Below are 23,510 nucleotides of genomic sequence, written 5' to 3'. Positions count from 1 at the left end.
CGGACGACCAGGCGTCGGCTACATCTTCGCGCGAGCGGCGACGAACGCGTCCACCGCGCGGTTCACGTCGTCCGTCGTGTGCGCGGCCGACATCTGCGTACGGATCCGCGCCTTGCCGTGCGGCACCACGGGGTACGAGAAGCCGATGACGTAGATGCCCTGCTCCAGCAACAGGTCGGCGAGCCTGCCCGCCTCGGCCGCGTCACCGATCATCACCGGGATGATCGGGTGCTCGCCGGGCAGCAGGTCGAAGCCCTCCTCCGTCATGCGCCGGCGGAACAGCTCGGTGTTCTCCCTGAGCTGGGTGAGCAGCTCGGACGAGGACGACAGCATGTCCAGCGTGGCGATCGCGGCGGTGGTGATCGACGGTGCCAGCGAGTTCGAGAACAGGTACGGGCGCGAGCGCTGGCGCAGCAGTTCGACGATCTCCTTGCGGCCCGACGTGTAACCGCCGGACGCGCCGCCCAGCGCCTTGCCGAGCGTGCCGGTCACGATGTCGACGCGGTCCTGCACGCCGAAGAGCTCCGGGGTGCCGCGACCGGTCGGGCCGGTGAAGCCGACGGCGTGCGAGTCGTCGACCATGACCAGCGCGTTGTACCGCTCGGCCAGGTCGCAGATCTCGTCCAGCGGCGCGAGGTAGCCGTCCATCGAGAACACGCCGTCGGTCGCGATCAACCGGTAGCGCGCGTCGGCCGCGTCCTTGAGCTGGCGCTCCAGGTCGTCCATGTCGCGGTTCTTGTAGCGGAACCTGCGAGCCTTCGACAGCCGGACGCCGTCGATGATCGACGCGTGGTTCAGCTCGTCGGAGATGATCGCGTCCTCGGCGCCGAGCAGCGTCTCGAACAGACCGCCGTTCGCGTCGAAGCACGAGCTGTAGAGGATCGTGTCCTCGGTGCCGAGGAACTCGCTGAGCTTGCGCTCCAGTTCCTTGTGAGGCTCCTGGGTGCCGCAGATGAACCGCACCGAGGCCATGCCGAAGCCCCAGTCGTCGAGCGCCTTCTTGGCGGCGGCGATCAGCTGCGGGTGGTCGGCGAGACCGAGGTAGTTGTTGGCGCAGAAGTTCAGGACCTCGTCGCCCTGGCCGACTCGGACGGCGGCGTTCTGCGGGGTGCCGATCACGCGTTCGGCCTTGTAGAGCCCGGCCTCCCTGATCTCCCCGATCGTCTTGAGGAGATCGTTCTTCAGCTCGCCGTACATCAGGCTCCCGTCCAGTCGAGGATGACCTTGCCGCACTTGCCTTCGCGCGCGGTGGCGAACGCCTCCGCGTGCTGCGTGTGGTCGTACCGGTGCGTGATGACCGGTGCGAGGTCGAGGCCGCGCTGCAGCAGCACGGTCATCGAATACCAGGTCTCGAACATCTCGCGGCCGTAGATCCCCTTGATGTGCAGCATCTTCAGCACGACGCTGCTCCAGTCGACGGGGAACTCCTCCGCCGGCAGCCCCAGCATCGCGATGCGACCGCCGTGCGCCATGTTCGCGATCATGCTCTGGAGTGCCGACGGCTTGCCGGACATCTCCATGCCGACGTCGAAGCCCTCCGCCATGCCGAGTTCGGCCTGCGCCTGCTCGATGGTCTTCTCGGCGACGTTCACCGCGAGGTCGACGCCGACCTTGCGCGCGAGGTCCAGCCGGTGCTCGGAGACGTCGGTGATCACGACGTTGCGCGCGCCCGCGTGCTTTGCGACGGCGGCGGCCATGATCCCGATCGGACCGGCGCCCGTGATGATCACGTCCTCGCCGATCACGGGGAAGCTCAGCGCGGTGTGCACGGCGTTGCCGAACGGGTCGAAGATCGCGGCCACGTCCAGGTCGACGGCCGTGCGGTGCACCCACGCGTTCTGCTCGGGCAGCACGACGTACTGCGCGAACGCGCCGTTGGAATGCACGCCGAGACCACGCGTGTTCGCGCACAGGTGCCTGCGCCCGGCCTTGCAGTTGCGGCAGGTTCCGCACACGAGGTGGCCCTCGCCGCTCACCAGGTCGCCGACCTTGACGCCGGTGACGCTGTTGCCGACTTCGGCGACCTCGCCGACGAACTCGTGGCCGAGGACCAGCGGCGCCTTGATGTTCTGGGCGGCCCAGTCGTCCCACGAGTCGATGTGCAGGTCGGTGCCGCAGATGCCGGTGCGCAAGACCCTGACCAGCACGTCCGTCGGACCCGGCGTGGGGTCGGGGACGTCGGTCAGTTCGAGGCCAGGCCCGGCGGCGACCTTGACGAGAGCCTTCATGCGGGAAGTCTCACCCTTTGCGGCTTGTGCAGTCCATCAGGACTTTCTGAAGTTCTTGTGCAGCTCAGCTTCATTGGCGATGTTGCGCACCATGCCGCCGAACACCACGCCGTGGAACGGCCAGACGACCGCCCAGTAGAGGTGCCCGGCGAGCCCTTTGGGCACGAACACGGCGCGTTGGCGGTAAGTGGACCCGTGTCCCTCGTTGCCCGCCACTCGAAGCTCCAGCCAGGCCTGACCCGGCACCTTCATCTCCGCGCGCAATCGCAGCAGCCTGCCGCGTTCGAGCTCCTCGACCCGCCACCAGTCGAGCGCCTCGCCGACGTTCAACCGGTGCGGATCCCTGCGGCCCCGTCGCAGGCCCACCCCGCCCGCGAGCCGGTCCATCCACCCGCGCACGGCCCAGGCCAGCGGAAACGAGTACCAGCCGCGTTCGCCGCCGATGCCCTCGACGACCTCCCACAAGCGCTCCGGACTCGCGTTGGTGCGGCGTTCGCGGTCGTCGGTGTAGACGGAACCGCCGGACCAGTCGGGGTCGCTCGGCAGCGGCTCGCTCGGCGCACCGGGGACGGAGGCCCCTGACCAGCGGGTCTCCACGTCGGCGTCGCGGATCTTGGTCAGCGCGAGCTCGACCGCCTTGTCGTAACCGACGTTCTCACCGGGCAGCACCTCGCGGATGTCGTTCTCCCGGCACACCACCTCGTGCACCAGCGACTCGATCAACGGCTTCGCGATCGACCGCGGGACGGGCGTGACCACGTTGACCCAGTGCGACGACAGGCCTGGCGTCAACACGGGCACGGGCAGCACGCGTCGTTCGGGCAGCCCGGCCACCCGCGCGTACCGCAGCATCATCTCCAGGTACGTGAGCACGTCCGGTCCGCCGATGTCGAACGTCCGGTTCGCGCCTTCGAGCGTGGTCGCGTCGACCAGGTACCGCAGCACGTCCCGGACGGCGATCGGCTGGATCCGGTTGTGCACCCAGCGCGGCGTGACCATGACCGGCAGCCGTTCGGTCAGGTACCGCAGCATCTCGAAGCTCGCCGACCCGGACCCGATGATCACCGCGGCCTGCAGCACCACGGCGGGGACCTCGCAACGCAGGAACACCTCGCCGACCTCCTTGCGGGAGGCCAGGTGAGGTGACAGCTCACCGGTCGCGGGGTGCAGCCCGCCCAGGTAGACGATCCGCCGCACGCCCGCGCGTTCGGCGGCCTCGGCGGTGTTCTGGGCGGCCTTGCGGTCCGCGTCGGCGAAGTCCTTCGAGTTCAGCGAGTGCACGAGGTAGTGGACGACCTCGACGTCCCGCATGGGTTCGTCGAGGTCGCCGAGCACGTCACCTTTGACGATCTCGACCTGGCCTGCCCACGGAACGTCGCGCAGCTTCTCCGGTGAACGCACGAGGCAGCGCACCTCGTGACCTTCCGCCAGCAGCCTGGGCACGAGCCGCCCGCCGAGGTATCCGGTCGCACCGGTGACGAGACATCGCATGCCTCGATCCTCGGTGCTGAGGTGAGCAGCCGCAGATCAGCGCTTGCGCTTGATCACCACGGTTCCGCCGCGCACCGAGCCCTTGAGCTGGAAGTGCGGGTTGCCGACGGAGTTGTGGACCTTGTCCTTGAGCTCGCCGGCGGTGATCTCCACGCCGTCGGCGTTGACCGACGACCCCGCGGGCAGCAGCAGCTTCACCGTGCCCAGCGACACGTCCAGGTCGACGTTGACGACCGGTGGCACGTCGGCGGCGGTGAAGTCGAGGTTGGTGGTGCCGAGGGTGTTGCGGATGACGAGCTCGCGCGGCACGACCCAGTGGCCCTTGCGGGTCGTGGTGCTCATCGTGTTCTTCAGTTCGGTGCGCGCGTGGGCGAGCTCGTTGTTGACCATGCCGGGCAGGTCGAGCAAGACGGTGTTCAGATCAGCCCTGGTCACGGCGGCGAGAGCGGTGTCCGTGCGGGCCGTGAACTCGTCGAGCGAGATCATGCCGCGGCCCACCGCCTTGTTCAGCAGGCTGACCACGTGCTCACGTTCCGCATCGGACACGCGTAACTCTCTGGGGTCTGTCATTTCTCTGCCTCCGGTTCGGCGTCGAGACCGTGCTCGATGGCATAACGCGCCAGCTCCACCCGGTTGTGCAGTTGAAGTTTGCGCAATGTCGATTGAACGTGGTTTTCGACCGTGCGGTGGGAGATCACCAGACGGTTGGCGATCTGTCGTGCGGTCAGTCCCTTGGCCACCAGTCGCAGCACCTCGGTCTCCCGATCGGTGAGCTGCGGCTTCTCCTCGGAGTCGTCGGGCGCGGCGGCCATCCGCCGGTACTCGCCCAGCACCAGTCCCGCGAGACCGGCGGTGAACACGGCGTCCCCGGCGGCGGTCCTGGTCACGGCCTCGACCAGTTCCTCCGACGACGCGGACTTCACCAGATAACCGGACGCGCCCGCCTTCACGGCCTGCAGCACGTCGTCGTGCTCGCCGGACGCGGACAGCACCAGCACGCGCGTGTCCGGCAGCTCACTCGTGATCATCAGCGTCGCGTCGACGCCGGAGAGCTCGCCGAGGTTGAGATCCATCAGCACCACGTTGGGCCGCACGGCCTTCGCGATGCGCACGGCCGAGGCGGCATCACCCGCGGTCGCCACGATCTCGAAACCGCGCTCCTGGAGATCGCGTGCGACGCCTTCGCGCCACATCGGGTGGTCGTCCACGACCATCACCGAGACCGTCATCTTGCCGCCCCCTTCCTGAACACCCGAACCTCCCATTCCGTGCCCTCCCCCGGCCCGGTCTGGAGTTCGAGCGTGCCACCCAGTGATTCCACCCGGCCTTTGATCGACTTCTCGATCCCCATCCTGCCTTCCGCCGCGGCGGAGGCGATGCGGCCGTCCGGGATCCCCGGTCCGTCGTCCCGGACACTCAACACGATTTCTTCCCCGAGATCTTCGAGCAACACCCAGGCCCGCGCGTCCTCACCGGCGTGTTTGTCCACGTTGGACAGTGCCTCGCGGACGAGCGAGGTGAGTTCGCCGGCGGCCGGTGCGGCGAGCATCACCTGGGTGGCGGGGGTGGAGACCTGGATCTTCGGCGTGGCGAGCAGTTGCAGGCCGGGCCGCAGGTCGATCTCGCCGTCCACAGTGGAGTCAGTTGGTGCGGCGGCCACTAAATTCCGCAGCGCCACCTCCTGTTCGCCGGCGAGCTTGGCCAGTTCCGCGGCCTCGCCACCGACCTCGAGGCCGCGTTTGCGCACGCGGGCGAGGACCTGGAGCACGCTGTCGTGGATCGAACGGGCGAGCCTTTCGCGTTCGGACGTCGCGGCTTCGGCCCTCAAAGCCTGTGCGAGGAGCACCGCGGACCGCCGTGCCGTGGCGGAGGCCATGCCGACGACCATGCCCGCACCGGCCAGCAGCACGACGTCGCGCAGCAGGTCGAGACTCGGCACACCCTTCGACAGATAGGTGAAGAGGCCGACCGCCATTCCGCCCCCGAAGCCGGCCGCCGCCCCGCCGAGCGCGCCCAGCGCGACCGCCGGAACGCACGCCCAGATCGTCGTGATCAACGGGACGTTCAGGGTCAGCAGCTGGTGGTCGGACATGATCAACGGCGACAACGACATGAGTCCGCAGGTCAGAGCCAGGTCGACCAGCACGATCGGCCAGCGCCTGCCCCACGTCGTGCTGTACGCGCGGCTGGTGAAGACGGACCACAGCGCCATCACCCCGAGCGTGGTCCACGCGAGCCACGGACGAACGTAACCGGATTGGTTCGCGATCACGTTGGCCGCCGCGAAGAGGAATGTGACTATGCGTAGCGCAATGGTCCCGCGCCACAGCGGTGTGGCCGGGTCGTCGATCACCTTCGTCACACGTTCGGCAGGCAGTTTGCGCACGCTGTGCTCCTTTCGGACACCATCCTGCCGCGTGAACGTGCGCTAGCTAACCCCCAGGTGGCCGTCTTCTGCCGAACGGAGGAATGTGCGACGCTCTCCGGGTTCAGGTGGGGAGGGCGTACAGGTGCGCGACTGGCCGTTGTGGACACTGCGACGGCCCGCGCTCTGCTATTGGCTGTTGATCGACCTGGTGGCGCTGGCCACCATCACCGCGGTGATCGTGTGCACCCCGACGCCGTCACCCTCCGAAATCGGCAGGTTCGCGGCCATCGCGGGTACAGCGGGCGCCGTGATCATCGGCAGCTCCATCTACAGCCACCGCCTGGGCGAGACCGAGCGCAACCCGTGGGCAGCCCACCTGTCGTACCTGACCGCGGGCATCCTCGCCCTGCCGCCGAACCTGATGGTCCTGCTGCTCTTCGGCCCCGCCCTGCACTGCCTGCTGGCCCAACGCCCCGAGACGCACCGCTGGATCTACACCCTCAGCGCCACGACCCTCGCCGTCTTCGCCACCCGCTACCTGCTCGGCTGGTCCAACCCCCACGCCAGCCTGCTGATCATGGTGCTCGGCGCGGCCGTCCTGCTGACCCTCAGGGCGGCCCTGATCGCGTACGGCCTGAAGCTCCGCACCCCGTCCGCGACGTTCGAGGAGAACGTCGGCGAACCCATCGACGTGGTCCTGGGCATCGTCGCGGTGTCCATCGGCGGCCTCATGGGCTGCGTGGCCGAGTCCAACGCCATCCACGCCCTGATCGCCGGCCCACCCCTGGCCCTGCTGGAACGAGCCGCCCAACTCCCGCAGTGGCGCCGCTCGGCCCAGCGCGACGCCAAAACCGGCCTCGCCAACGCCGTGCACTGGGACAGCCGAGCCCGCTACGAACTGACCAAGGGCGCCGAGCGCACCCGCCCGATGGCCGTCATGCTCCTCGACCTCGACCACTTCAAGAGGGTCAACGACGAGGTGGGCCACCTGGCAGGCGACGCCGCCCTGGCCGCGATCTCGTTGCTGCTCCGCGGCACCGTCCGCCGCGGCGACCTGGTGGGCAGGTTCGGCGGCGAGGAGTTCGTCGTGCTGCTGCCCGAGGCCACCCCGGACGAGGCCGAGTTCGTGGCTGAACGGGTGCGCAAGGCCGTGGCGGCGCTGCGGGTGCCGACGATGGCCACCGACGGCAAGCCGCACGAGCTGCACGGGCTCACCGTGTCCATCGGCGTGTCCACCACGACGCGGTTCGGCTACGAGCTGTCGGACCTGCTGGTGGCGGCCGACGCGGCGCTGCTGGCCGCGAAGGCGTACGGCCGCAACCTCGTGTCGATGGCCTAGAGCTCCTTCACCCGCTCGCCCTTGTCGTCCTTCGGCGCGGTGTCCTGCGGATTCAGCACGTCCACCTTCTCCGGCTTCTCCACCGCGTCCGCGTCCGAGATCAGCGACCGGATCCCGGAGTTCAGCACCGCCAGCAACGGCACCGCGAGCAGCGCACCGGCGATCCCGCCCGTGACCAGCCCTCCGGCGATCGCCAGCACCACGGCCAACGGGTGCAGCTTGACCGCGCGGCCCAGCAGCAGCGGCTGCAACACGTGCGACTCGAGCTGCATCACGCCGATGAGCACGGCCAAAACCACCAGCGCCGCGATCGGCCCGTTGGTCACCAACGCGATCAACACAGCCACAGCGCCCGTGAACACGGCACCGATGATCGGGATGAACGCACCGAGGAACACCAACGCGGACAGCGGCACCACGAGTGGCACGCCGATGATCGCCAGGCCGATGCCTACACCGACGGCGTCCACGATCGCGACCACGGCTGTGGCACGTACATAAGAAACGAGAGAGCCGAACCCGCGACGGCCGGCTACGTCGACACGCTGGCGCACGTCGCGCGGCACCGCACGCGTCACGAACCGCCAGATCCCGTCGCCGTCGTGCAAGAAGAAGATGAGGGTGAACAGCGCGAGCAGCAGTCCGGTGAGCGCCTCGCCGACGGTCGCGGCGGTCGTCAGTGCACCGGACGTGATCTCGGCCTGGTTCTCCTTGATCGTCTTCACGATGTCGTTGAGGTAGTTCTGCAGCTGCTGGTCGGAGAGGTGAGCCGGCCCGTCCTTCAGCCACTGCTGGATCGTGTCGAGCGACGCGCCCACCTGGGTCTGCAGCTCGGGCAGACCGCGGGAGAACTCGCTGATCACGAACGTCAGCACGCCGCCGAGCACGCCGATGCCGAGGATCATCATCACGGTCGTCGCGACGCCGCGCGGGACCCGCCACTCGACGAGCTTCGCCACGCCGGGCGAGAGCAGGGCGGCCAGCAGCAGCGCGATTGCGACGGGGATCACGATCGACGCGAGGAAGCCGAACACGTACGCGACCACGTACAACGCGGCCACCACAACGACGAACCGCCAGCTCAGCGCGGCACTTACCCGTAGCAGCAGCGGAACACGACTGCTGATCTCCGACTCCGGTGCGCTCACGTACCTCACGTTAACTGTTCAGCCCCTGGTAAAGCCGGAACCTGATGGGATGATCCGTTCGTCAGGGGAGGACGAAAGTGATCAAGCCGGAAGACTTGACCGACGTAGAACGCCAGGTCGCCGGAGCCTATGCGGGCGGCACCGAGATCGATCTGACCGGGCAGAGCGTGCGCGGCGAGGTGCTCACCGGGTTGCTGACCGGGATGTACCGGGTGCCGCGCAAGGGATTGCCAGCCCTGCGGCTGCGAAACGCACGAATCACCGGCAAGTTCGAACTGGAGGGCACCCGCGTCACGCGGGTCATCGACCTCACCCACTGCACCTTCGAGGAGTCGCTCGACCTGCGCATGGCCCGTCTCATCGGCCTGCGGCTGCGCGGCACCCGCGTGCCAGGACTCCAGGGCCGCAACCTGAGGGTCTTCAGCGACCTGGTCCTCGAGGCCGGGTTCACCTGCACCGGCACCGTCGACCTCACCGACGCCGCCGTCGACGGCACGCTGCGGCTGGCCGGCGCGGTCCTCCGGTCCAACAGCGAGCACGCGTTCCTCGGCGCCCGGCTCAGGGTCAGCGGATCCGTCCAGGCCATCGCGCTGCGGGCCAACGGCGAGGTCCGGCTCCGGGGCGCGGCGATCGGCGGCAGCGTCCACCTGGGCGGCGCGCGGCTGATCAACACCGGCCACGACGCGCTGGAGGCGTCCGGCATCGTGGTCGCGGGCAACGTCTTCTGCAACGCGGAGGGCGGCCGCTTCACCGCGGACGGGCGGGTGCTGCTCGACGGCGCGCGCGTCGGAGGCAACCTCGAGTTCACCGGTGCGCGGCTGAGCTCCAGCCACCGCGTCGACAACCAGGTGCTGGTGCTGCCGCACGGACTGGCCGACGAGGCGGCGACGCTGGTGGCCGACCGCATCAAGGTCGAGGGCAACGTCGAGCTCGACAACGGCTTCACCTCCACCGGCACCGTGCGGCTGCCGAACGCGATCGTCGGCGGCTACCTGCGGTTGTCCGGCGCGGTGATCGGGCCGCGGGAGGTCGCGGAGGAACTCGCCGGCGACGTCACCAACCGCATCCCCGTCGCCCTGCACGCGGACGGCATGCAGGTGCGAGGTGACGTCGAGGCCCGTAGCGCCGCCACGAACGGAGGCGCGCGCACTCCGCCGTTGCAGACCTACGGCCAAGTCCGGCTGTCGAACGCGACGATCCAGGGCAGCGCGAGCATGTCGGGAGTGTCGCTGCACGGGCCGGGCATCGACGTCCTGTTCGCCGACCGCCTGCAGATCGGCGGCACGCTCTTCCTGCGCGAGCTCAGGGCCAAGGGCTCGATCCGCCTGCAGAACGCGAACATCGGCTCCACCCTCGACATGTCCGGTGCCGAACTGACGTTGCCGCGGCTGAGGGCGAACGGCACGCAGAAGCCGTCGCTCGACGCCCGTGCCATCACGATCGGCAAGGACCTCCTGTGCAGCCGCGGGTTCAAAGCCGTCGGCGGCGTGCGGATCCGGCTGGGCGAGGTCGGCAAGATGGCGACGTTCAGCGACTCGCACCTCGGCTCGACCACCGCGGACATCGCGCTCAACGCGTACGGCCTCACCGTGCACCAGTTCCGCCTGCACATCCCCGCGGGCCAGCAGCCCAAGGGCAAGGTCGTGCTGAGCCGGTTGAAGGCGGTGTCGGTCACCGACGGCCCTGGCCTGTGGGACGCGGAGGGCGGCGTCGCCGTCGACGACTTCGAGTTCGCCGGCATCACCGCCGATCCCGAGGTGCGGGTCGAGACCCGGCTGAAGTGGCTGCTCAAGGTGCAGCCGGACTTCGCACCTGGACCGTACGAGCAGCTCGCCGCCGTCTACCAGCAGGGTGGCGAGGAGGAGCTCGCGCAGAAGGTTCAGCTGGAGAAGCAGCGCCGCCGGTACTCCGAACTCGGCAGGGCCGGGCGGGTCTGGGGCGTGGTGCAGCGGTGGACGGTCGGCTACGGCTACCGGCCGTGGCTCGCGATCTGCTGGCTCGGCGTGTTCTGGCTGGGCGGTGCGCTCTGGTTCAACTGGCATCCGATGGTCAAGCTCAACAAGGACGAGGACCCGGTGTGGAACGCCTGGCTCCTCTCGCTCGACCTGTTGCTGCCGATCATCGACTTCGGCCACGACGGGAAGTGGCAGTTCACGGGCGCGTCGCAGTGGATCTCCGGGCTGCTCGTCGCCGTGGGATGGGTGCTCGCGTCGACCGCGGCGGCGGGTGCTGCTCGGGTGCTGAAGAGAGTCTGATCCCGGGCGGTGTTCACACGATGTAGTTAACCGAGCGCTCAGAGCGTGCATTCAGGGCAGTGGGACTGGCAGAGTCGCCGACGTCGACTTGATCACGTTGATCGTCGGCGAATCCCTTGAGTGCCACCGAGTAGCGAGGTTTCCTGCGTTGTTCTCCGCCGATCTGCGAGCGAAGACGGGAGCGAACGGCATCCGCCGGTTCGCCACCCGAGCGCTGCTCGCTGTCGGCGGTGCGATCGCGGGAACGGCCGTTGCCTGGGCGCTCACCACGTCTGCCGCGAACGCCGCGGAGACGGTGCCTTCCGCGGACGCACAGCAGTTCGACGTCGTCAGCAAGATCGTCGCCAAGTCGGACGAGAAGCTGCCGGTCGTCGTCCCCGCTGCCACCGCGGTGCACAAGATCGACGAAACGTTGCGCGCCGAGCAGGAAAAGGCTCGCGCCGCTCTGCCGGACGTGCAGGTCTCCAAGGCGGTCGAACAGATCGCCGAGCGGATCCTGCCGCAGGTCACCAGGATCGGTCAGTCCCACGCCCCCGCCTCGGCGCGGTCGATGGACGTGACCTTCCCGGAGATCCCGGCCACTCCCGCCGATGCCGGACAGTCGCCGGCACCGGTGGTCTCGCAGTTCGCCGGCCCGTCCGGTGCCACGTGGACGGACCTGTTGGAGCACAACGACTTCGTTGTGCCCTCCGAGCAGCGTCCGTCCCTGCCCAGCAACCCGTTCCCGAAGCTGCCCGTCCCGGCCCCCGCGCCGGTGCAGTGCTCTTCGTGCAACGACGGTTCTGGTTCTGCAAAGGGCAGCACGTTCGCTGCCTTCGCTGCGTCCGGCAACGCTCACGGCATCTCGTCGACGCGCGCTCTCGCGCCGTCCACTGACGAGGTCACCGTGACGCCGGGCAAGCAGCCCGGTATCAACCCCGACTGATTCCAGCGCGCGGTCCGCGGCAGCCACCTCCCCAGGCTGTCCGGAAGTCGACCGTCGCGCTTTTTTCTTGCGCTCATTCAGGTCGATCACCGCGTGCGATTCCCCCGGTGATGACGCGCCTTCCCCTGCGCGTTTCGGCCCCACCCCCTTGAGCCCCCGTCGCTTGGACGGGAAATCGATGAAGGAGATCTAATGCAGACCTGGGCAAAGCGCGGACTTCAGACCGCGTTTGTCACTGGTGGTTTGCTGATGCTCGGTACGGGCATCGCTTCTGCCCAGGAGAACGTGGACCCCGACGCCGCGCCTCCGGCCGTCGACGTCGCCGCGTCCGTTCCGGTGAAGGCCGACCAGAACAAGCTGGCCACCCCGGTCAAGGAACTGACCGTTCCCAAGATCGACCGCACGATCAGCACGGACCGCGTCACCAGCGCGGTGCCCACCCGCACGGCCGCTCCGGTCGCGAACCCGCTGATCCGCCAGGCAGGCGAGCGCCTGCAGGGCACCGCGTTGCAGAACGTGGTGCGCGGCAACACGATCCAGGCGCACGTCGATGTGCCGATCAACATCTGCGGCAACGCGATCGCGGTGCTCGCCAACGGCGAGGCGACCGCCGACTGCACGCAGGAGACGCACCGCGACGGCACCATCGTCACGGACGGCGCGGGCCAGGCCCTCGCCGGCAACGTCGTGGCCGTCAACCACATCCTCCCGGTCCAGATCACCGGCAACGCGATCGCAGCGGGTGGCAACGCCGCCACGCAGACCGACGCGGCGCAGGTGTCCACGACCGGCGGCGACATCACCACCAACGGTGACAAGGGCGCTGTCTCCGGCAACGTCGTCGCCGAGCAGGGTGCGACCCCGGTCCAGATCACCGGCAACGGTGTGGGTGCGGCGGGCATCGCCGAGGCCAACTCGACCGCCGACACGTTCGCCTCCTCCGAGGGCGACGTCCTCACCAGCGGCAAGAGCAGCTCGATCTCGGGCAACGCCGTGCCGGTTCCGCTGGCCCCGCTGTTCGAGGTGAACGGCAACTCGGTCGCCGGTGCGGCCAACACCACCACCGACTCGGTGCAGACCGGTGCCGCCTACGCCGGTGGCAAGACCGACACCAACGGCGACCCGGCCACGCTGGCCGGCAACGTCGTCGCGCCCGCGCTCTCGGGCCCGATCACGGTTGACGACAACGCCGCGGCCGGTGCGGGCAACGCCACCGCCGTCAGCGACACGACCAACGACTCGACCGCCGGTGGGATCATCCACTCCGACGGCCGCGGTTCCACGGCGTCGGGCAACATCGCCGGCGTCCCCGTCGCGCTCCCCGTTTCCGCGGGTGGCAACGGCGCGTCCATCATCGGCAACGCGCTGACCGACCACTCGAACGACTCGACGTCGAAGTCCGGCGGCGAGGTCTACACGCTGGGCGACAAGTCGGTTCTGTCCGGCAACATCGCCGACGTCCCGCCGGCCACGGCCGTGGACGCGTGCGGCAACGGTGCCACCCTCGCGGGCCAGGCAGCCGGCACGTGCGAGAACGACGTCGACTCGGTGACCGGCGGCTACCAGGGCACGACCGGAAACGACTCGGTCCTCTCCGGCAACCTGGCGCAGACGCCGGTCGCCGCTCCGGCTGAGGTCTACGGCCTCGCTGGCGCGCTCGGTGGCCAGGCCTCCGGTTCGGCGCACGAGACCAAGGACGTTCGCTCCAGCGGCCAGCCGAACACGCAGGACGACAACGGCACGGTCGCGAGCAACGTCGTGACCGCTCCCACCGCCGTCGCGCCCCAGGTCTTCGCCGTCACGGCCGGCCTGGTGGGCAACACCACGTCGGACACCTCGAACGACACCTCGGTCATCGCGGGCGACGCCCCGAAGGCGTACGGCAAGAAGAGCTCGGCGTCCGGCAACATCGTCCAGGTCCCGACCTCGACGCCGGCCCAGGTCTTCGCCGACGGTGCGACCCTGGTCGGCAACAACGCCACCACGGCCGACAACGCCACCGACATGAAGGCGGGCGGCGACGCTCTCACCACCGGTGAGAAGGGCTCCATCGCCGGCAACGTCATCTCGGCTCCGGTCGCCACCGGCACCCAGGTGCTCGGCTGGTCGGTCGGCGGCGGCAGCAACGTCGACTCGGCTGCCACGAACGACCTCGACTCGGTCGCCGGCGGCGACGTCAACAGCAACGGCGACAACGGCTCGGTCTCGGGCAACCTGATCGGCGTGCAGCCGGCCGTGCTCCCGGCCGTTCCGGGCAACACCGTCTCTGCGGCGGGCATCACCACCTCCGACGTCGTGACCGACACCAACGTGGTGTCCGGTGGCGACAGCTACTCCAAGGCCGACGACGCCTCGGTGTCCGGCAACCTGATCCACGTCCCCGCCACCGCCGTCGCCGGCGTGTACGCGGACGCGGTCGCGGCTGCGGGCAACGCCACCACCTCCACCGACAAGGTCTCGAACACCGAGGCCGGCGGCGAGATGCTGACCGAGGGCAGCGGCCCGCTGTCCGCTCGCGAGATGACCGTTCCGGTCGAGGCTGTGGCCAACCTCCGCCGCATCCCCGTCGAGGTCGTCGGCCAGGCGACCACGCTGGGCACGAGCGACGACACCCAGCTGACCGGCGAGGACGCTGGCACGCTGCGCGCCGCGCAGCTCAAGGGCCTGGAGCTCCCCAAGGGCGTCGACAGCCTGCTGAAGGCCAACGAGGTCCCGGCGTTCCACGGTCTCGACAGCAAGCTGCCCGTCAACCAGCTGCCGAACCCGGCTGACCTGGCCGCGCTGACCGGCCAGCTGCCCACCCCGGCGCTGCCCGGTGTGGCGCAGGAGCGCTCGGCTCTGCCGCTGAACGGTGGCACGGCCGGCCTCACGCCGAACGTCCAGGGCCTGCCCCTGGGCCAGGTGCTGGAGGCCGCTCAGGGCCTGCTCCCCGCGGGTGCCACCGCGCGGTCGCTGCCTGCCGTCCCGTCCCTCCCGGTCACCGCCCCGGCCCTGCCGGTGCCGGTGCAGCTGCCGGCCCTGCCGACCGAGCGCTCGCTGCCCGCGCTGCCGCTCGACGGCCCGGCCTCCCTCTCGGGTCTGAACCTGAACCCGACCCAGGGCCTGGCCCCCGCTGCCGGCGAGCGTTCGCTGCCGCAGCTCCCGGTCGCCGCTCCGGCGATGACCCTGATCGACCCGGCGCACCTGTTCGAGACGGTGTCCGGCTCGCTGTAACACCCGCTAACTGCAACACCCTCCTCCGGTAAGAAGCTGAGCCCCGAAGACGCGACGGTGTCTTCGGGGCTCAGTGCCGTTTGCCGTGCTGTTTCCCGTGCCGCTGACCTGCTGCTGGTCAGCGGTTTTCTGCTGTCGCGAGCACGTCGTCCGGCGCGGTGTCGCCGTCGCTCGTCACCCAGTGGATCTGCGGACTCTCCCCGACCAGCTGCCTGATCAGCTCCGCGATGGGCGACCCGTCCCCGAAGTCGTGTTCGGCGAGAACGGCCAGAGCGCTGTCGCTGTGGCGGGCGACGGTGAAGTCCGGGCGCAGTCCCGCGCGCAGGACTTTGGCCGCGTCCAGCACCGAGTCGGGTGCCGTGATCAGGACCAGCGTCACGAGGGTGCCGCGCGTGCGGGCGCGAATCAGCGACTGTTCCAGGCGATCGAGCAGCAGTGCGTGTCCGGGCAGGCCTGTGAGCGGGTCGTGCAGCACAGTCCGTGTCTAGCCGAGGCGTGGCCCGTTGACCAGCACCGCCGCGTCGAACAGCCCCGCACGGGTGAGCCGCACGTCAGTCGAGAGGTTTGCTCAGCAGGATTCCGCGCGGTCCGAAGCCCGCCGCGGAGTAGAACGCGACGGCGTCCTCGTTGGTCGCGAAGATGGTGGCGTGCAGGGCGGAGACGCCATAACGCGCGGCCACCTGCTCCGCCGCTTTCGCCAGCGCGCCTCCGACACCGCGGCCGCGATGTCCGTCCAGGACCACGGTGTGGATGTCGGCACTTCGGCGCGGCACCAGGATCTGGTGCGCGGGCGGCTCGGCCAGCAGGACCACCTCCGCCATGCCCACCACCTCGCCGTCCAGCTCGGCGACCGCGATCAGCGCGTGCCCGACGATCTCCTCGAAGTGCCGCCGCACCACCTCGGCATCGGGAATGCGGAACAACTCCGGCGCCAGCTGGACGTGCCGTTCGGCGTTGGCCAGGCGCAGGCGGACGAGAGCGGGAACGTCCCGGCGCTCGGCCGGCCTGATCACCGGCTGGGTCTTGTCGTGCCTCACACGTAGATCTTGCACGCTAGGCCGGCGGCGCGAAGAAGTTGATCAGGTTGCCGTCGGGGTCGCGGAACAGCAGCGAGCGGTTTCCCCACGGCATCGTGGCCGGCTTCTGCACGATCTCGGGAACCACGTCCAGGCCGGTCAGCCGTTCGTACTCCCCGTCGACGTCCTCGACGCGGAACTCGATGATCGCGGTTCGGTTCGCCTCGGGCACCGCGGCCCCGGCCCCGAACCGCGTCATCGTCTCGGCACTGCCGATCGCCAGCGTGCACGACGGCCCCACCAGCTCGGCGAACTGGTCGGCGAGCCGCCACCGCGCTTCAAGGCGGGTCGCCCGTTCGTAGAACTCGACGAGGCGGGCGACGTCGTGGGTGATGACACGGACTGAAACGAGCTGCATGGCGGTCCCTTTCTGCACCAGTTGGTTCAAGGGACACGCTAAAAGCAATAGTGGACAGGATCCGCCCGGTATCGGCACGATCTTTCCGTGACTCGACCGATCGCTCGCGTCCTGGCCCTGCTGGAGATCCTGCAGAGCGGCGGCACCCGAACCGTGGCCGAGCTGGCCGAGCGACTCGACGTGGACGAACGCACGGTCCGCCGCTACGTGGACCGCCTGCTGGACCTCGACATCCCGGTCCGCTCGGTCCGCGGCCGCTACGGCGGCTACCGCCTGGCGCCGGGCTACCGGATGCCACCGCTGATGCTCAGCAACGAGGAAGCCCTGGCTGTCCTGCTCGGCCTGGTCGCGGGCCGGCGCTCCGGACTGATCACCACCTCGGTCGCGGCGGTGGAGAGCGCAATCGCAAAAGTCCGGCGCGTGCTCCCAGAAGCACTGGGATCCCGCCTGGACGCGGTGCTGGAGATCGCCGACTTCACCGCTCCCGCCCGGCCGGCCCTCACCGCGGACGCCGAGGTGCTGCTCACCGTCGCGGAAGCAGCACGCGAACGCCGGCCGATCGACCTCGCCTACCTGGCCGGCCACGGCGGCGCCAGCCAGCGCGTCGTCCACCCCTACGGAGTCGTGTCGCATTCCGGTCGGTGGTACCTGACCGGCCAGGACTCGGCCAGCGGGCAGGTGCGCACCTTCCGAGTCGATCGGATCACCACCGTCGAGCCGCGTGACGGAACGTTCGACGTGCCGGCCAGCTTCAACGCCGGCGAGCACGTGCTGACCTCGCTCGCCGAGGCGCCGCACCAGCACGAGGTGATCGTGCGGCTGCGATCAACGCCCGACGAGATCCGTTCCGTCTTCCCACCGGCCGTCGCGCTGCTGGAGGAGATCGACGCCGACCCGCCGTGGACTCGGATCCGGATCCGGGCAGAGCGCCTGGACTGGATACCGCCACTGCTCGCCGCGCTCGACCGGCCGTTCGTCGTCGAGCAGCCCGACGCGCTGCGCGACCTGATCAAGGCGCTGGCCGGCCTGCTCGCCGCGCACGCCGACGCTGAGGATCTCGACGCGACGTAGGGGGTGTGACGAGACGTCCGCACGGCGGTGCATGGCTTGACCGTCGACGAGGCACTGGAGCGCTTCGACGGTTTTCCCGACTGGGCGGTCGCTGACGTGGCCGAGTTGGGGCAGCGAGCTGTCGCCGTCTAGCCGGACGAACTGGACGGCTGGGTGCTGCTGGCCGAGAGCAACGGCTGGCACGGTCGTCGCGTCAGCGGATTGACCTTCGCGGACCCGTACCGCATGACCGCGGAGGCACTCGCGTTCGTGGAACGGGTTTCCGGCGTGCGGTTCACCGCAGAGTGGATGGCCGCCAGGCACCCCGTGTCGGTCATCGGCGACCTCTGGCGATTCCAGCCGTCCGATCCCGTGAGCTGGCTCGGCGTCAACGCGCCGGAGGTGCTGGCGGCGCTGCTTGGAGTGCACGCGGGCGACGTTCGATCAGCCGCGGAGCTGGTGGTTTCCCGCGCGTGCGAGGGTGTGGAGACGGTTGGCGTCGCGTTGCCGCAGGCGTATCGGCGGGTGCTGGAGCTGCGGTGGGAACGAAGCCGGCCGCTCGACGCCGCGATGGATCCCGTCGCACAGCTCCACGCGTCCGTCGCTCGCCGCGACGCCGTGCCGGTGGAGGAACGCGTGGCCGATCGGGAGCGATGGCCCGTGGTTCTGGCGGGGGTGCGGGCGTGCCTGTCCTAGTGCGATGCCTGCTAGTTCTGGGCCAGGTCGGTGAAGCGGCTGTAGTGCAGCTGGTGGGCCACGACGATGGTCGCGGTCGGGCCGGCGCGGTGCTTGGCGATGATCAGGTCGGCCTCGCCGGCGCGCGGGTCGTCGCGTTCCCAGGCGTCCGGGCGGTTGACCAGGATGACCATGTCGGCGTCCTGCTCGAGGGAGCCCGACTCACGGAGGTCGGAGAGCATCGGGCGCTTGTCGGTTCGCTGTTCCGGACCGCGGTTCAGCTGGGAGATCGCGATGACCGGGACGTGGAGTTCCTTGGCGATCAGCTTCAGGTTTCGGGAGAACTCCGAGACTTCCTGCTGCCGCGACTCGGTCTTCTTGCCCGACGACATCAGCTGGAGGTAGTCGACGACCACCAGCTTGAGGTCGTGGCGCTGTTTGAGGCGACGGGCCTTGGCGCGGATCTCCATCATCGTGAGGTTCGGGCTGTCGTCGACGAAGAGCGGCGCCTCGCTGATCTCGCTCATCCGGCGGGCCAGGCGGGTCCAGTCGTCGTCGCTCATCGTGCCGCCTCGCATGTCGCTGAGGCGGATGCGCGCCTCGGCGGAGAGCATGCGCATGACGATCTCGGTGCGGCTCATTTCCAGACTGAAGATGGCGCTGGTCATGCCGTGCTTCACGGAGCACGACCTGGCGAAGTCGAGGCCCAGCGTCGAGTTGTGGGTCGGGATCATCGTCTCGCCCGCGAGGTACAGGTGGTCGTGGTTGTCGACCTCCACGCAGCGCACCGGCACGGACGCGACCGGGCGGACCGCGACGACCTCCACCTGGTCGAGCTTGCCGAGGCCGGCGATCAGTTCGTCGATGTCGCGGCGCAGGCGGGCGAAGCGGCCGTCCACCTGGAGGGCGGCGAGCAGCTCCTCGCGTTGCTTGCGGGACGCGCGCAGGTACGCGGCGGGGATGTGCGGGTCGTCGGCCAGGTCGAGGTCCTTGGCGACGCGCAGTTCGTCGTCCGTCAGCTCCATGTCACCGAGGCCCGACAGGAACAGGCCCAGTGCGCGGGGCGTGAGCGGGAGCGCCGCGGTCGGCAGGTCCCAGGCGGCGGACATGCGCACGAACATGCGGCACACGCCGACGCGCTCGAACAGCTGCGCGGTGGTGCGGATCGCCCAGAAGCCGCCGGTTTCGCTGCACGACTCCGTGAGCCACTGGTGCTCGGCGTCGGCCACGATCACCGTGCCGTCGGAGAACTGGACCTCGAAGCACGGGCGGCCCGTCATCACCTCGGTCGCGGCGACCACACGGGTCGGGCGGCCGTCGGCACCGATCAGGAACTCCCCGACGGAGACCGCGCCCATCGTGGTCCAGCCGGACGGGGTGGGCAGCGGGGTGTTCAGGGCCAGCGCCTTGCCGACACCGGGACGGGCGGCGACGATGATCATCTGGCCGCCGTGCAGGCCGTTCGTCAGCGCGTCGAGGTCGGCGAAGCCGGTGGGGATGCCCTGCGACATGCCGCCTCGGGACGCGATCGCGTCGATCTCGTCCATGGTCGGCTGGAGCAGGTCCTCGAGGGCGACGTAGTCCTCGGTGGTGCGGCGGTCGGTGACCTCGTAGATCGCGGCCTGCGCGCGGTCGACCACCTCGTCGACGTCCGCGCCCTCGGCACCGTTGTAGCCGAGCTGCACGATCCGCGTGCCCGCCTCCACCAGACGGCGCAGCACCGCCTTCTCGGCCACGATCTCGGCGTAGTAGCCGGCGTTCGCGGCCGTGGGCACCGTCGCGATGAGCGTGTGCAGGTACGGAGCGCCGCCCACGCGCAGCAGTTCGCCGCGCCGTTCGAGCTCGGCCGAGATGGTGATCGGGTCGGCCGGCTCGCCGCGGCCGTACAGGTCGAGGATGCAGTCGTAGATCGCCTGGTGCGCCGGGCGGTAGAAGTCGTTCGGCGCGAGGGCCTCGATGACGTCCGCGATGGCGTCCTTGGACAGCAGCATGCCGCCGAGAACCGACTGTTCCGCGGCGAGGTCCTGGGGCGGCTGACGCTCGAATGCGGGCTCCGCCATGCCCCGGTCGTCCACGAGCGCCACTGCCTGATCACCCCTGCGAAGAGTCGAGAGCCGGTGCCTGAGTCCCCTAGTTGTACCGCGCGGCACCGACAATTTCGGGCGGCCACGCTGTGCGATGGCGGCGCCCTGGTGGCGACGCTAGAGGGACCCGTCCGGAGCAAGCAAACCAGCGTGTGGATCGCCCTGTGGACAACTGGGGGACAACCTGTGGATGGCTGCTCACAGGGATCGAAGCGCTGGGGACAACCTGTTGACAACCAGTGGAGTGACGGAAGTAACCGCAGCTCAGAGGCTGTGCACAAGTTGTGGAAAAAGTTGTGCGCCACACCCTCGGCGTGTCGCGAAAAACACCCTCTTCGGCGTGTCGCGACACTGCTGGTTGCAGGGTTTATCCACAGGACGTGGACAGGGTCGCACTGGTCCATACGAGCGAAAGCGCCACCCACCTGGAGCATTCCGGGTGGGCAGCGCTTCAGCAATCGCAACCCTCGTGAAGTGCCCCCGAGGAGGTCACATCACGAGGTTCGCGTTGCGGGACTTACTCGCCGGCGGTAACCACGAGCGGCAGTGCCACGGTGACCTCGGGGTGGAGGCGAACCGTGATCGAGTGCTTGCCGGTCGTCTTGATGTGACCCGGCAGCTCGATGGCGCGCTTGTCCAGGACCGGACCACCGGCGGACTTGACGGCAGCCGCCACGTCCGACGCGGTGACCGAGCCGAACAGCTTGGTGCTGCCGGCGGCGGCCTTGGCCTTGAGCGTCACGGAGAGACCCTCGAGCGCGGTCTTGATCTCCTTGGCGTGGTCCAGGTCGCGCACGCGCCGGGTGTCCTGCGCGCGGGTGATGACCTGGATCTGCTTCTGCGCGCCGCGGGTCGCCACGATCGCGAGACCGCGCGGGAGCAGGTAGTTGCGGCCGTAGCCGTCCTTGACCTCGACGATGTCGCCGGGCGCGCCAAGGCCGGAAACGTCAGCGGTGAGGATGAGCTTCATCGCAAAAGTTCCCTTCTCTTAGCGAGCGGTCGAGGTGTAGGGCAGCAGCGCCATTTCACGGGCGTTCTTCACGGCAACAGCGACGTCGCGCTGGTGCTGCGAGCAGTTGCCGGTGACGCGGCGGGCACGGATCTTGCCGCGGTCGGAGATGAACTTCCGAAGCAGCGTCGTGTCCTTGTAGTCGATCAGGCTCGCGCTCTTGTCCTTGCAGAAGGCGCAGACCTTCTTCTTGGGCTTGCGCACAGGCGGCTTGGCCATGTGTCTCTAACTCCTGGATACGCAGTGAATGAAGTACTGGATGACCGGTGCAGCGGTCTAGAAGGGGGGCTCGTCGGCGAAGCCACCCGAGCCGGCCGGCGGGGCAGAACCCCACGGGTCGTCGGCAGGTGCGCCACCGCCGCCACGAGACTGCTGACCGCCGCCGCCGCCGAAGCCGCCGCCACCGCCGCCGTCTCCACGGCTGACCTTGTTGACCTTCGCGGTCGCGTAGCGCAGCGAGGGGCCGATCTCGTCGACCTCAAGCTCCACGACAGTGCGCTTCTCGCCTTCCTTCGTTTCGAAGGAACGCTGGCGCAACCGTCCGGAGACGAGCACTCGCGAACCACGCGTGAGCGACTCGGCCACGTTCTCCGCGACCTGACGCCACACGTTGCACCGCAGGAACAGCGCTTCGCCGTCCTTCCACTCGCCCGACTGCTTGTCGAACGTGCGGGGGGTCGAGGCGACCGTGAAACTGGCCACCGCCGCCCCGGACTGGGTGAAGCGGAGTTCGGGGTCGGCGGTCAGGTTTCCGACCACCGTGATCGTCGTCTCGCCAGCCATGTCTTGGGAGCTCCCCTAGATCGAGGTTCGTCAGGCCCTGGCGGCGGCCCTGGCCGCCGACTTGACCGACTTGGCGTCCGCCTTGGCCGCGGCCTTGGCGGCCAACTTGGCAGCCTTGGCGGGCTCCCGGCGCAGGACCTTCGTCCGGAGCACCGTCTCCTGCAGACCGAGCTGGCGGTCCAGTTCCTTCACTGCTTCAGGCGTCGAGGTCAGGTCGAGCACCGCGTAGATACCTTCGGCGTTCTTGTTGATCTCGAAGCTGAGGCGGCGCTTGCCCCAAACTTCAACCTTCTCGACGTTGCCGCCCGACGTCTTGATGACGTTGAGGAACGTGTCGAGAGACGGCGCGATCGTGCGCTCGTCGAGACTGGGGTCGAGGATGACCATCACTTCGTAATGACGCATGAGGACCACTCACCTCCTGTGGACTCGCGGCCACGGGCTTTCCGTGGCAGGAGGGTCGTCGCGTCAGCAACTGACAAAGGTTAACAGAGCGCGTTCGGCGACTACGCAGGGGTGCGGCGGAGCACCCAGGTCCGCACCAGCGCGCCCGTCACCAGGGCCAGCATCAGCACCGCGACCAGCACCGGAGCGCCGACGCCACCTGGGCCGCCGAGCCTGGGCAGTGCCGTCGCGCGACCGGCTGCCTGCACCTGGTCGGTCTCGACGCCGTTGCCGTTGGACGCGCGCGGGACCTGCGAGCCGTAGCGCACGCCGGGTGACGGCGAGTAGAGGCCGGGCATCGCGAACGGCAGTGAGCCGTAGCTGAACAGCGGCACCCGGCCGAAGTTCGTGCCGAGCGGGTAGAGCGAGAAGTCGCGGTTGCTCGGCGAGCCCGCCGGCAGACCTGGCGTGGCGCCGGGGTTCGCTCCGGGCTGCTGACCGGGCGGCGTGCCCGGCTGCGGCTGCTGGCCGGGCGGCTTCGGCGCGCCGGGAAGCGCCCCGACGGCCTGCTGCGACGCGTCCGCGATGGCCTTGGAGCCGTCCTGGACGGGTGCGACGGCCTGGTTCACGCCGGTCACGGTGACCTGGCAGCCGCTGGTCAGCGTCGCGCGGACGGTCTTGTCGAGGGTGCCGAGGATCGGCCCGAGCAGCGGGATCTTCTGCACTTCCGCCATCACGGCGTTCGCGATCGTGGCGCCACTGATGGTCGTCGTGCCGACCTGGACCACGCCGATCGGCATGGGCTTGGCCTGCGCGAACGCCTGCTTGAACGGTTCCGCGAGGGGCGGTCCGAGGATGGGGACCGCGCGCACCAGGTCCGTGATGGGCTGGGTGACGGCGGCGGGGCTCAGTGAGACTGGAGTGCCTGGCGCGCCCTGTACCGATGTCGCGCAACTCCCCACGACGATCGGTTCCGCGGCCGTGGCGGAAGTGACGCCCACAGCGGCGGAGGCCAGCGTCAGAAGCGTCGCGGCGGTGACGCTCAGCAGTCGCATGTGAACCCCTTTCCTACTCTCAAGTAACGACCGTAGGTCCTGGTCGTGACGCGAACCACCCCCAGTTTT

22 protein-coding genes are annotated in these 23,510 nt (G+C 69.2%); 6 read left to right on the top strand and 16 right to left on the bottom strand.

Features of this window, described 5'->3' with window-relative positions:
• Positions 1-18: 18 nt before the first annotated feature.
• From ACWGE0_RS08445 to macS, 6 genes are read right to left on the bottom strand one after another with little or no spacing between them, the layout of a single operon-like run.
• Positions 19-1,197, bottom strand: a complete 1,179-nt coding sequence (locus ACWGE0_RS08445) for a glycine C-acetyltransferase (protein WP_452260276.1) — start codon at positions 1,195-1,197, stop codon at positions 19-21.
• Positions 1,197-2,228, bottom strand: coding sequence for an L-threonine 3-dehydrogenase (tdh, locus tag ACWGE0_RS08440; RefSeq protein ID WP_319964778.1), 1,032 nt, complete (start codon positions 2,226-2,228; stop codon positions 1,197-1,199). Before tdh ends, ACWGE0_RS08445 begins: the two co-directional genes overlap by 1 nt.
• Positions 2,229-2,264: 36 nt before the next feature.
• Positions 2,265-3,719 (bottom strand): SDR family oxidoreductase, encoded by a 1,455-nt coding sequence (locus ACWGE0_RS08435; RefSeq protein ID WP_452260275.1) that lies wholly within the window; start codon positions 3,717-3,719, stop codon positions 2,265-2,267.
• A gap of 36 nt (positions 3,720-3,755) precedes the next feature.
• Positions 3,756-4,265: a DUF1707 SHOCT-like domain-containing protein gene (locus ACWGE0_RS08430; RefSeq protein WP_452260274.1), complete on the bottom strand. Its 510-nt coding sequence runs from the start codon at positions 4,263-4,265 to the stop codon at positions 3,756-3,758.
• Positions 4,266-4,285: 20 nt separating this feature from the next.
• Positions 4,286-4,948 (bottom strand): response regulator transcription factor, encoded by a 663-nt coding sequence (locus ACWGE0_RS08425; protein ID WP_319964781.1) that lies wholly within the window; start codon positions 4,946-4,948, stop codon positions 4,286-4,288.
• Positions 4,945-6,105, bottom strand: coding sequence for a MacS family sensor histidine kinase (gene macS / locus ACWGE0_RS08420; protein WP_452260273.1), 1,161 nt, complete (start codon positions 6,103-6,105; stop codon positions 4,945-4,947). The genes ACWGE0_RS08425 and macS overlap by 4 nt, the downstream gene beginning before the upstream one ends.
• Before the next feature lie 124 nt (positions 6,106-6,229).
• Here macS and ACWGE0_RS08415 point away from each other — a divergent pair, with 124 nt between their 5' ends.
• On the top strand, positions 6,230-7,426 hold the full coding sequence (locus ACWGE0_RS08415) for a diguanylate cyclase (protein WP_452260272.1): 1,197 nt from the start codon (positions 6,230-6,232) through the stop codon (positions 7,424-7,426).
• Here ACWGE0_RS08415 and ACWGE0_RS08410 read toward each other — a convergent pair.
• Positions 7,423-8,574: an AI-2E family transporter gene (locus ACWGE0_RS08410; RefSeq protein WP_452260271.1), complete on the bottom strand. Its 1,152-nt coding sequence runs from the start codon at positions 8,572-8,574 to the stop codon at positions 7,423-7,425. The two genes, ACWGE0_RS08415 and ACWGE0_RS08410, sit on opposite strands and share 4 nt — an antisense overlap.
• Before the next feature lie 77 nt (positions 8,575-8,651).
• Between ACWGE0_RS08410 and ACWGE0_RS08405 the strand changes: the two genes are divergently transcribed.
• From ACWGE0_RS08405 to ACWGE0_RS08395, 3 genes are all read left to right on the top strand, one after another.
• A complete protein-coding gene (locus ACWGE0_RS08405; RefSeq protein WP_452260270.1) occupies positions 8,652-10,829 on the top strand; it encodes a hypothetical protein in 2,178 nt (725 codons plus the stop codon).
• Positions 10,830-10,977: 148 nt separating this feature from the next.
• Positions 10,978-11,754, top strand: coding sequence for a hypothetical protein (locus ACWGE0_RS08400; RefSeq protein ID WP_452260269.1), 777 nt, complete (start codon positions 10,978-10,980; stop codon positions 11,752-11,754).
• Positions 11,755-11,946: 192 nt separating this feature from the next.
• The gene (locus ACWGE0_RS08395; protein ID WP_452260268.1) at positions 11,947-14,967 is read left to right on the top strand and encodes a chaplin family protein; all 3,021 of its coding nucleotides are present in this window, start codon (positions 11,947-11,949) and stop codon (positions 14,965-14,967) included.
• A gap of 118 nt (positions 14,968-15,085) precedes the next feature.
• On the opposite strand, the gene ACWGE0_RS08390 is transcribed toward ACWGE0_RS08395, so the two are convergent.
• The 3 genes from ACWGE0_RS08390 to ACWGE0_RS08380 form a co-directional block, all read right to left on the bottom strand.
• The gene (locus ACWGE0_RS08390) at positions 15,086-15,442 is read right to left on the bottom strand and encodes a hypothetical protein (RefSeq protein ID WP_452260267.1); all 357 of its coding nucleotides are present in this window, start codon (positions 15,440-15,442) and stop codon (positions 15,086-15,088) included.
• Positions 15,443-15,518: 76 nt separating this feature from the next.
• The gene (locus ACWGE0_RS08385; protein ID WP_452260266.1) at positions 15,519-16,004 is read right to left on the bottom strand and encodes an N-acetyltransferase family protein; all 486 of its coding nucleotides are present in this window, start codon (positions 16,002-16,004) and stop codon (positions 15,519-15,521) included.
• Positions 16,005-16,020: 16 nt separating this feature from the next.
• Entirely contained in the window at positions 16,021-16,401 is a 381-nt protein-coding gene (locus ACWGE0_RS08380) for a VOC family protein (protein ID WP_452260265.1), read from the bottom strand.
• Positions 16,402-16,488: 87 nt separating this feature from the next.
• Here ACWGE0_RS08380 and ACWGE0_RS08375 point away from each other — a divergent pair, with 87 nt between their 5' ends.
• A complete protein-coding gene (locus tag ACWGE0_RS08375; RefSeq protein WP_452260264.1) occupies positions 16,489-17,472 on the top strand; it encodes a helix-turn-helix transcriptional regulator in 984 nt (327 codons plus the stop codon).
• A 153-nt stretch (positions 17,473-17,625) separates the two neighbouring features.
• Positions 17,626-18,147, top strand: a complete 522-nt coding sequence (locus ACWGE0_RS08370; protein ID WP_452260263.1) for a hypothetical protein — start codon at positions 17,626-17,628, stop codon at positions 18,145-18,147.
• Between the two features lie 11 nt (positions 18,148-18,158).
• Here the strand turns inward: ACWGE0_RS08370 and dnaB are convergent, their stop codons facing one another.
• The 6 genes from dnaB to ACWGE0_RS08340 form a co-directional block, all read right to left on the bottom strand.
• Positions 18,159-20,117, bottom strand: coding sequence for a replicative DNA helicase (dnaB, locus tag ACWGE0_RS08365; protein ID WP_452260514.1), 1,959 nt, complete (start codon positions 20,115-20,117; stop codon positions 18,159-18,161).
• Between the two features lie 610 nt (positions 20,118-20,727).
• Positions 20,728-21,180 carry a 50S ribosomal protein L9 gene (gene rplI / locus ACWGE0_RS08360; RefSeq protein ID WP_452260262.1) on the bottom strand — a complete coding sequence of 151 codons (453 nt, stop codon included), beginning with the start codon at positions 21,178-21,180 and terminating at the stop codon, positions 20,728-20,730.
• A gap of 18 nt (positions 21,181-21,198) precedes the next feature.
• Positions 21,199-21,438: a 30S ribosomal protein S18 gene (gene rpsR, locus ACWGE0_RS08355; protein ID WP_030480165.1), complete on the bottom strand. Its 240-nt coding sequence runs from the start codon at positions 21,436-21,438 to the stop codon at positions 21,199-21,201.
• 57 nt (positions 21,439-21,495) lie between these two features.
• A complete protein-coding gene (locus tag ACWGE0_RS08350) occupies positions 21,496-22,002 on the bottom strand; it encodes a single-stranded DNA-binding protein (protein ID WP_319964795.1) in 507 nt (168 codons plus the stop codon).
• Between the two features lie 30 nt (positions 22,003-22,032).
• A complete protein-coding gene (gene rpsF / locus ACWGE0_RS08345; RefSeq protein ID WP_319964796.1) occupies positions 22,033-22,407 on the bottom strand; it encodes a 30S ribosomal protein S6 in 375 nt (124 codons plus the stop codon).
• 101 nt (positions 22,408-22,508) lie between these two features.
• Positions 22,509-23,441, bottom strand: coding sequence for a hypothetical protein (locus ACWGE0_RS08340; RefSeq protein ID WP_452260261.1), 933 nt, complete (start codon positions 23,439-23,441; stop codon positions 22,509-22,511).
• Positions 23,442-23,510 lie beyond the last annotated feature (69 nt).

Source organism: Lentzea sp. NPDC054927 (assembly GCF_053610285.1).
The sequence above is the reverse complement of the archived record's forward strand: the minus strand, read 5'-3'. Positions and strand labels throughout refer to the sequence as shown.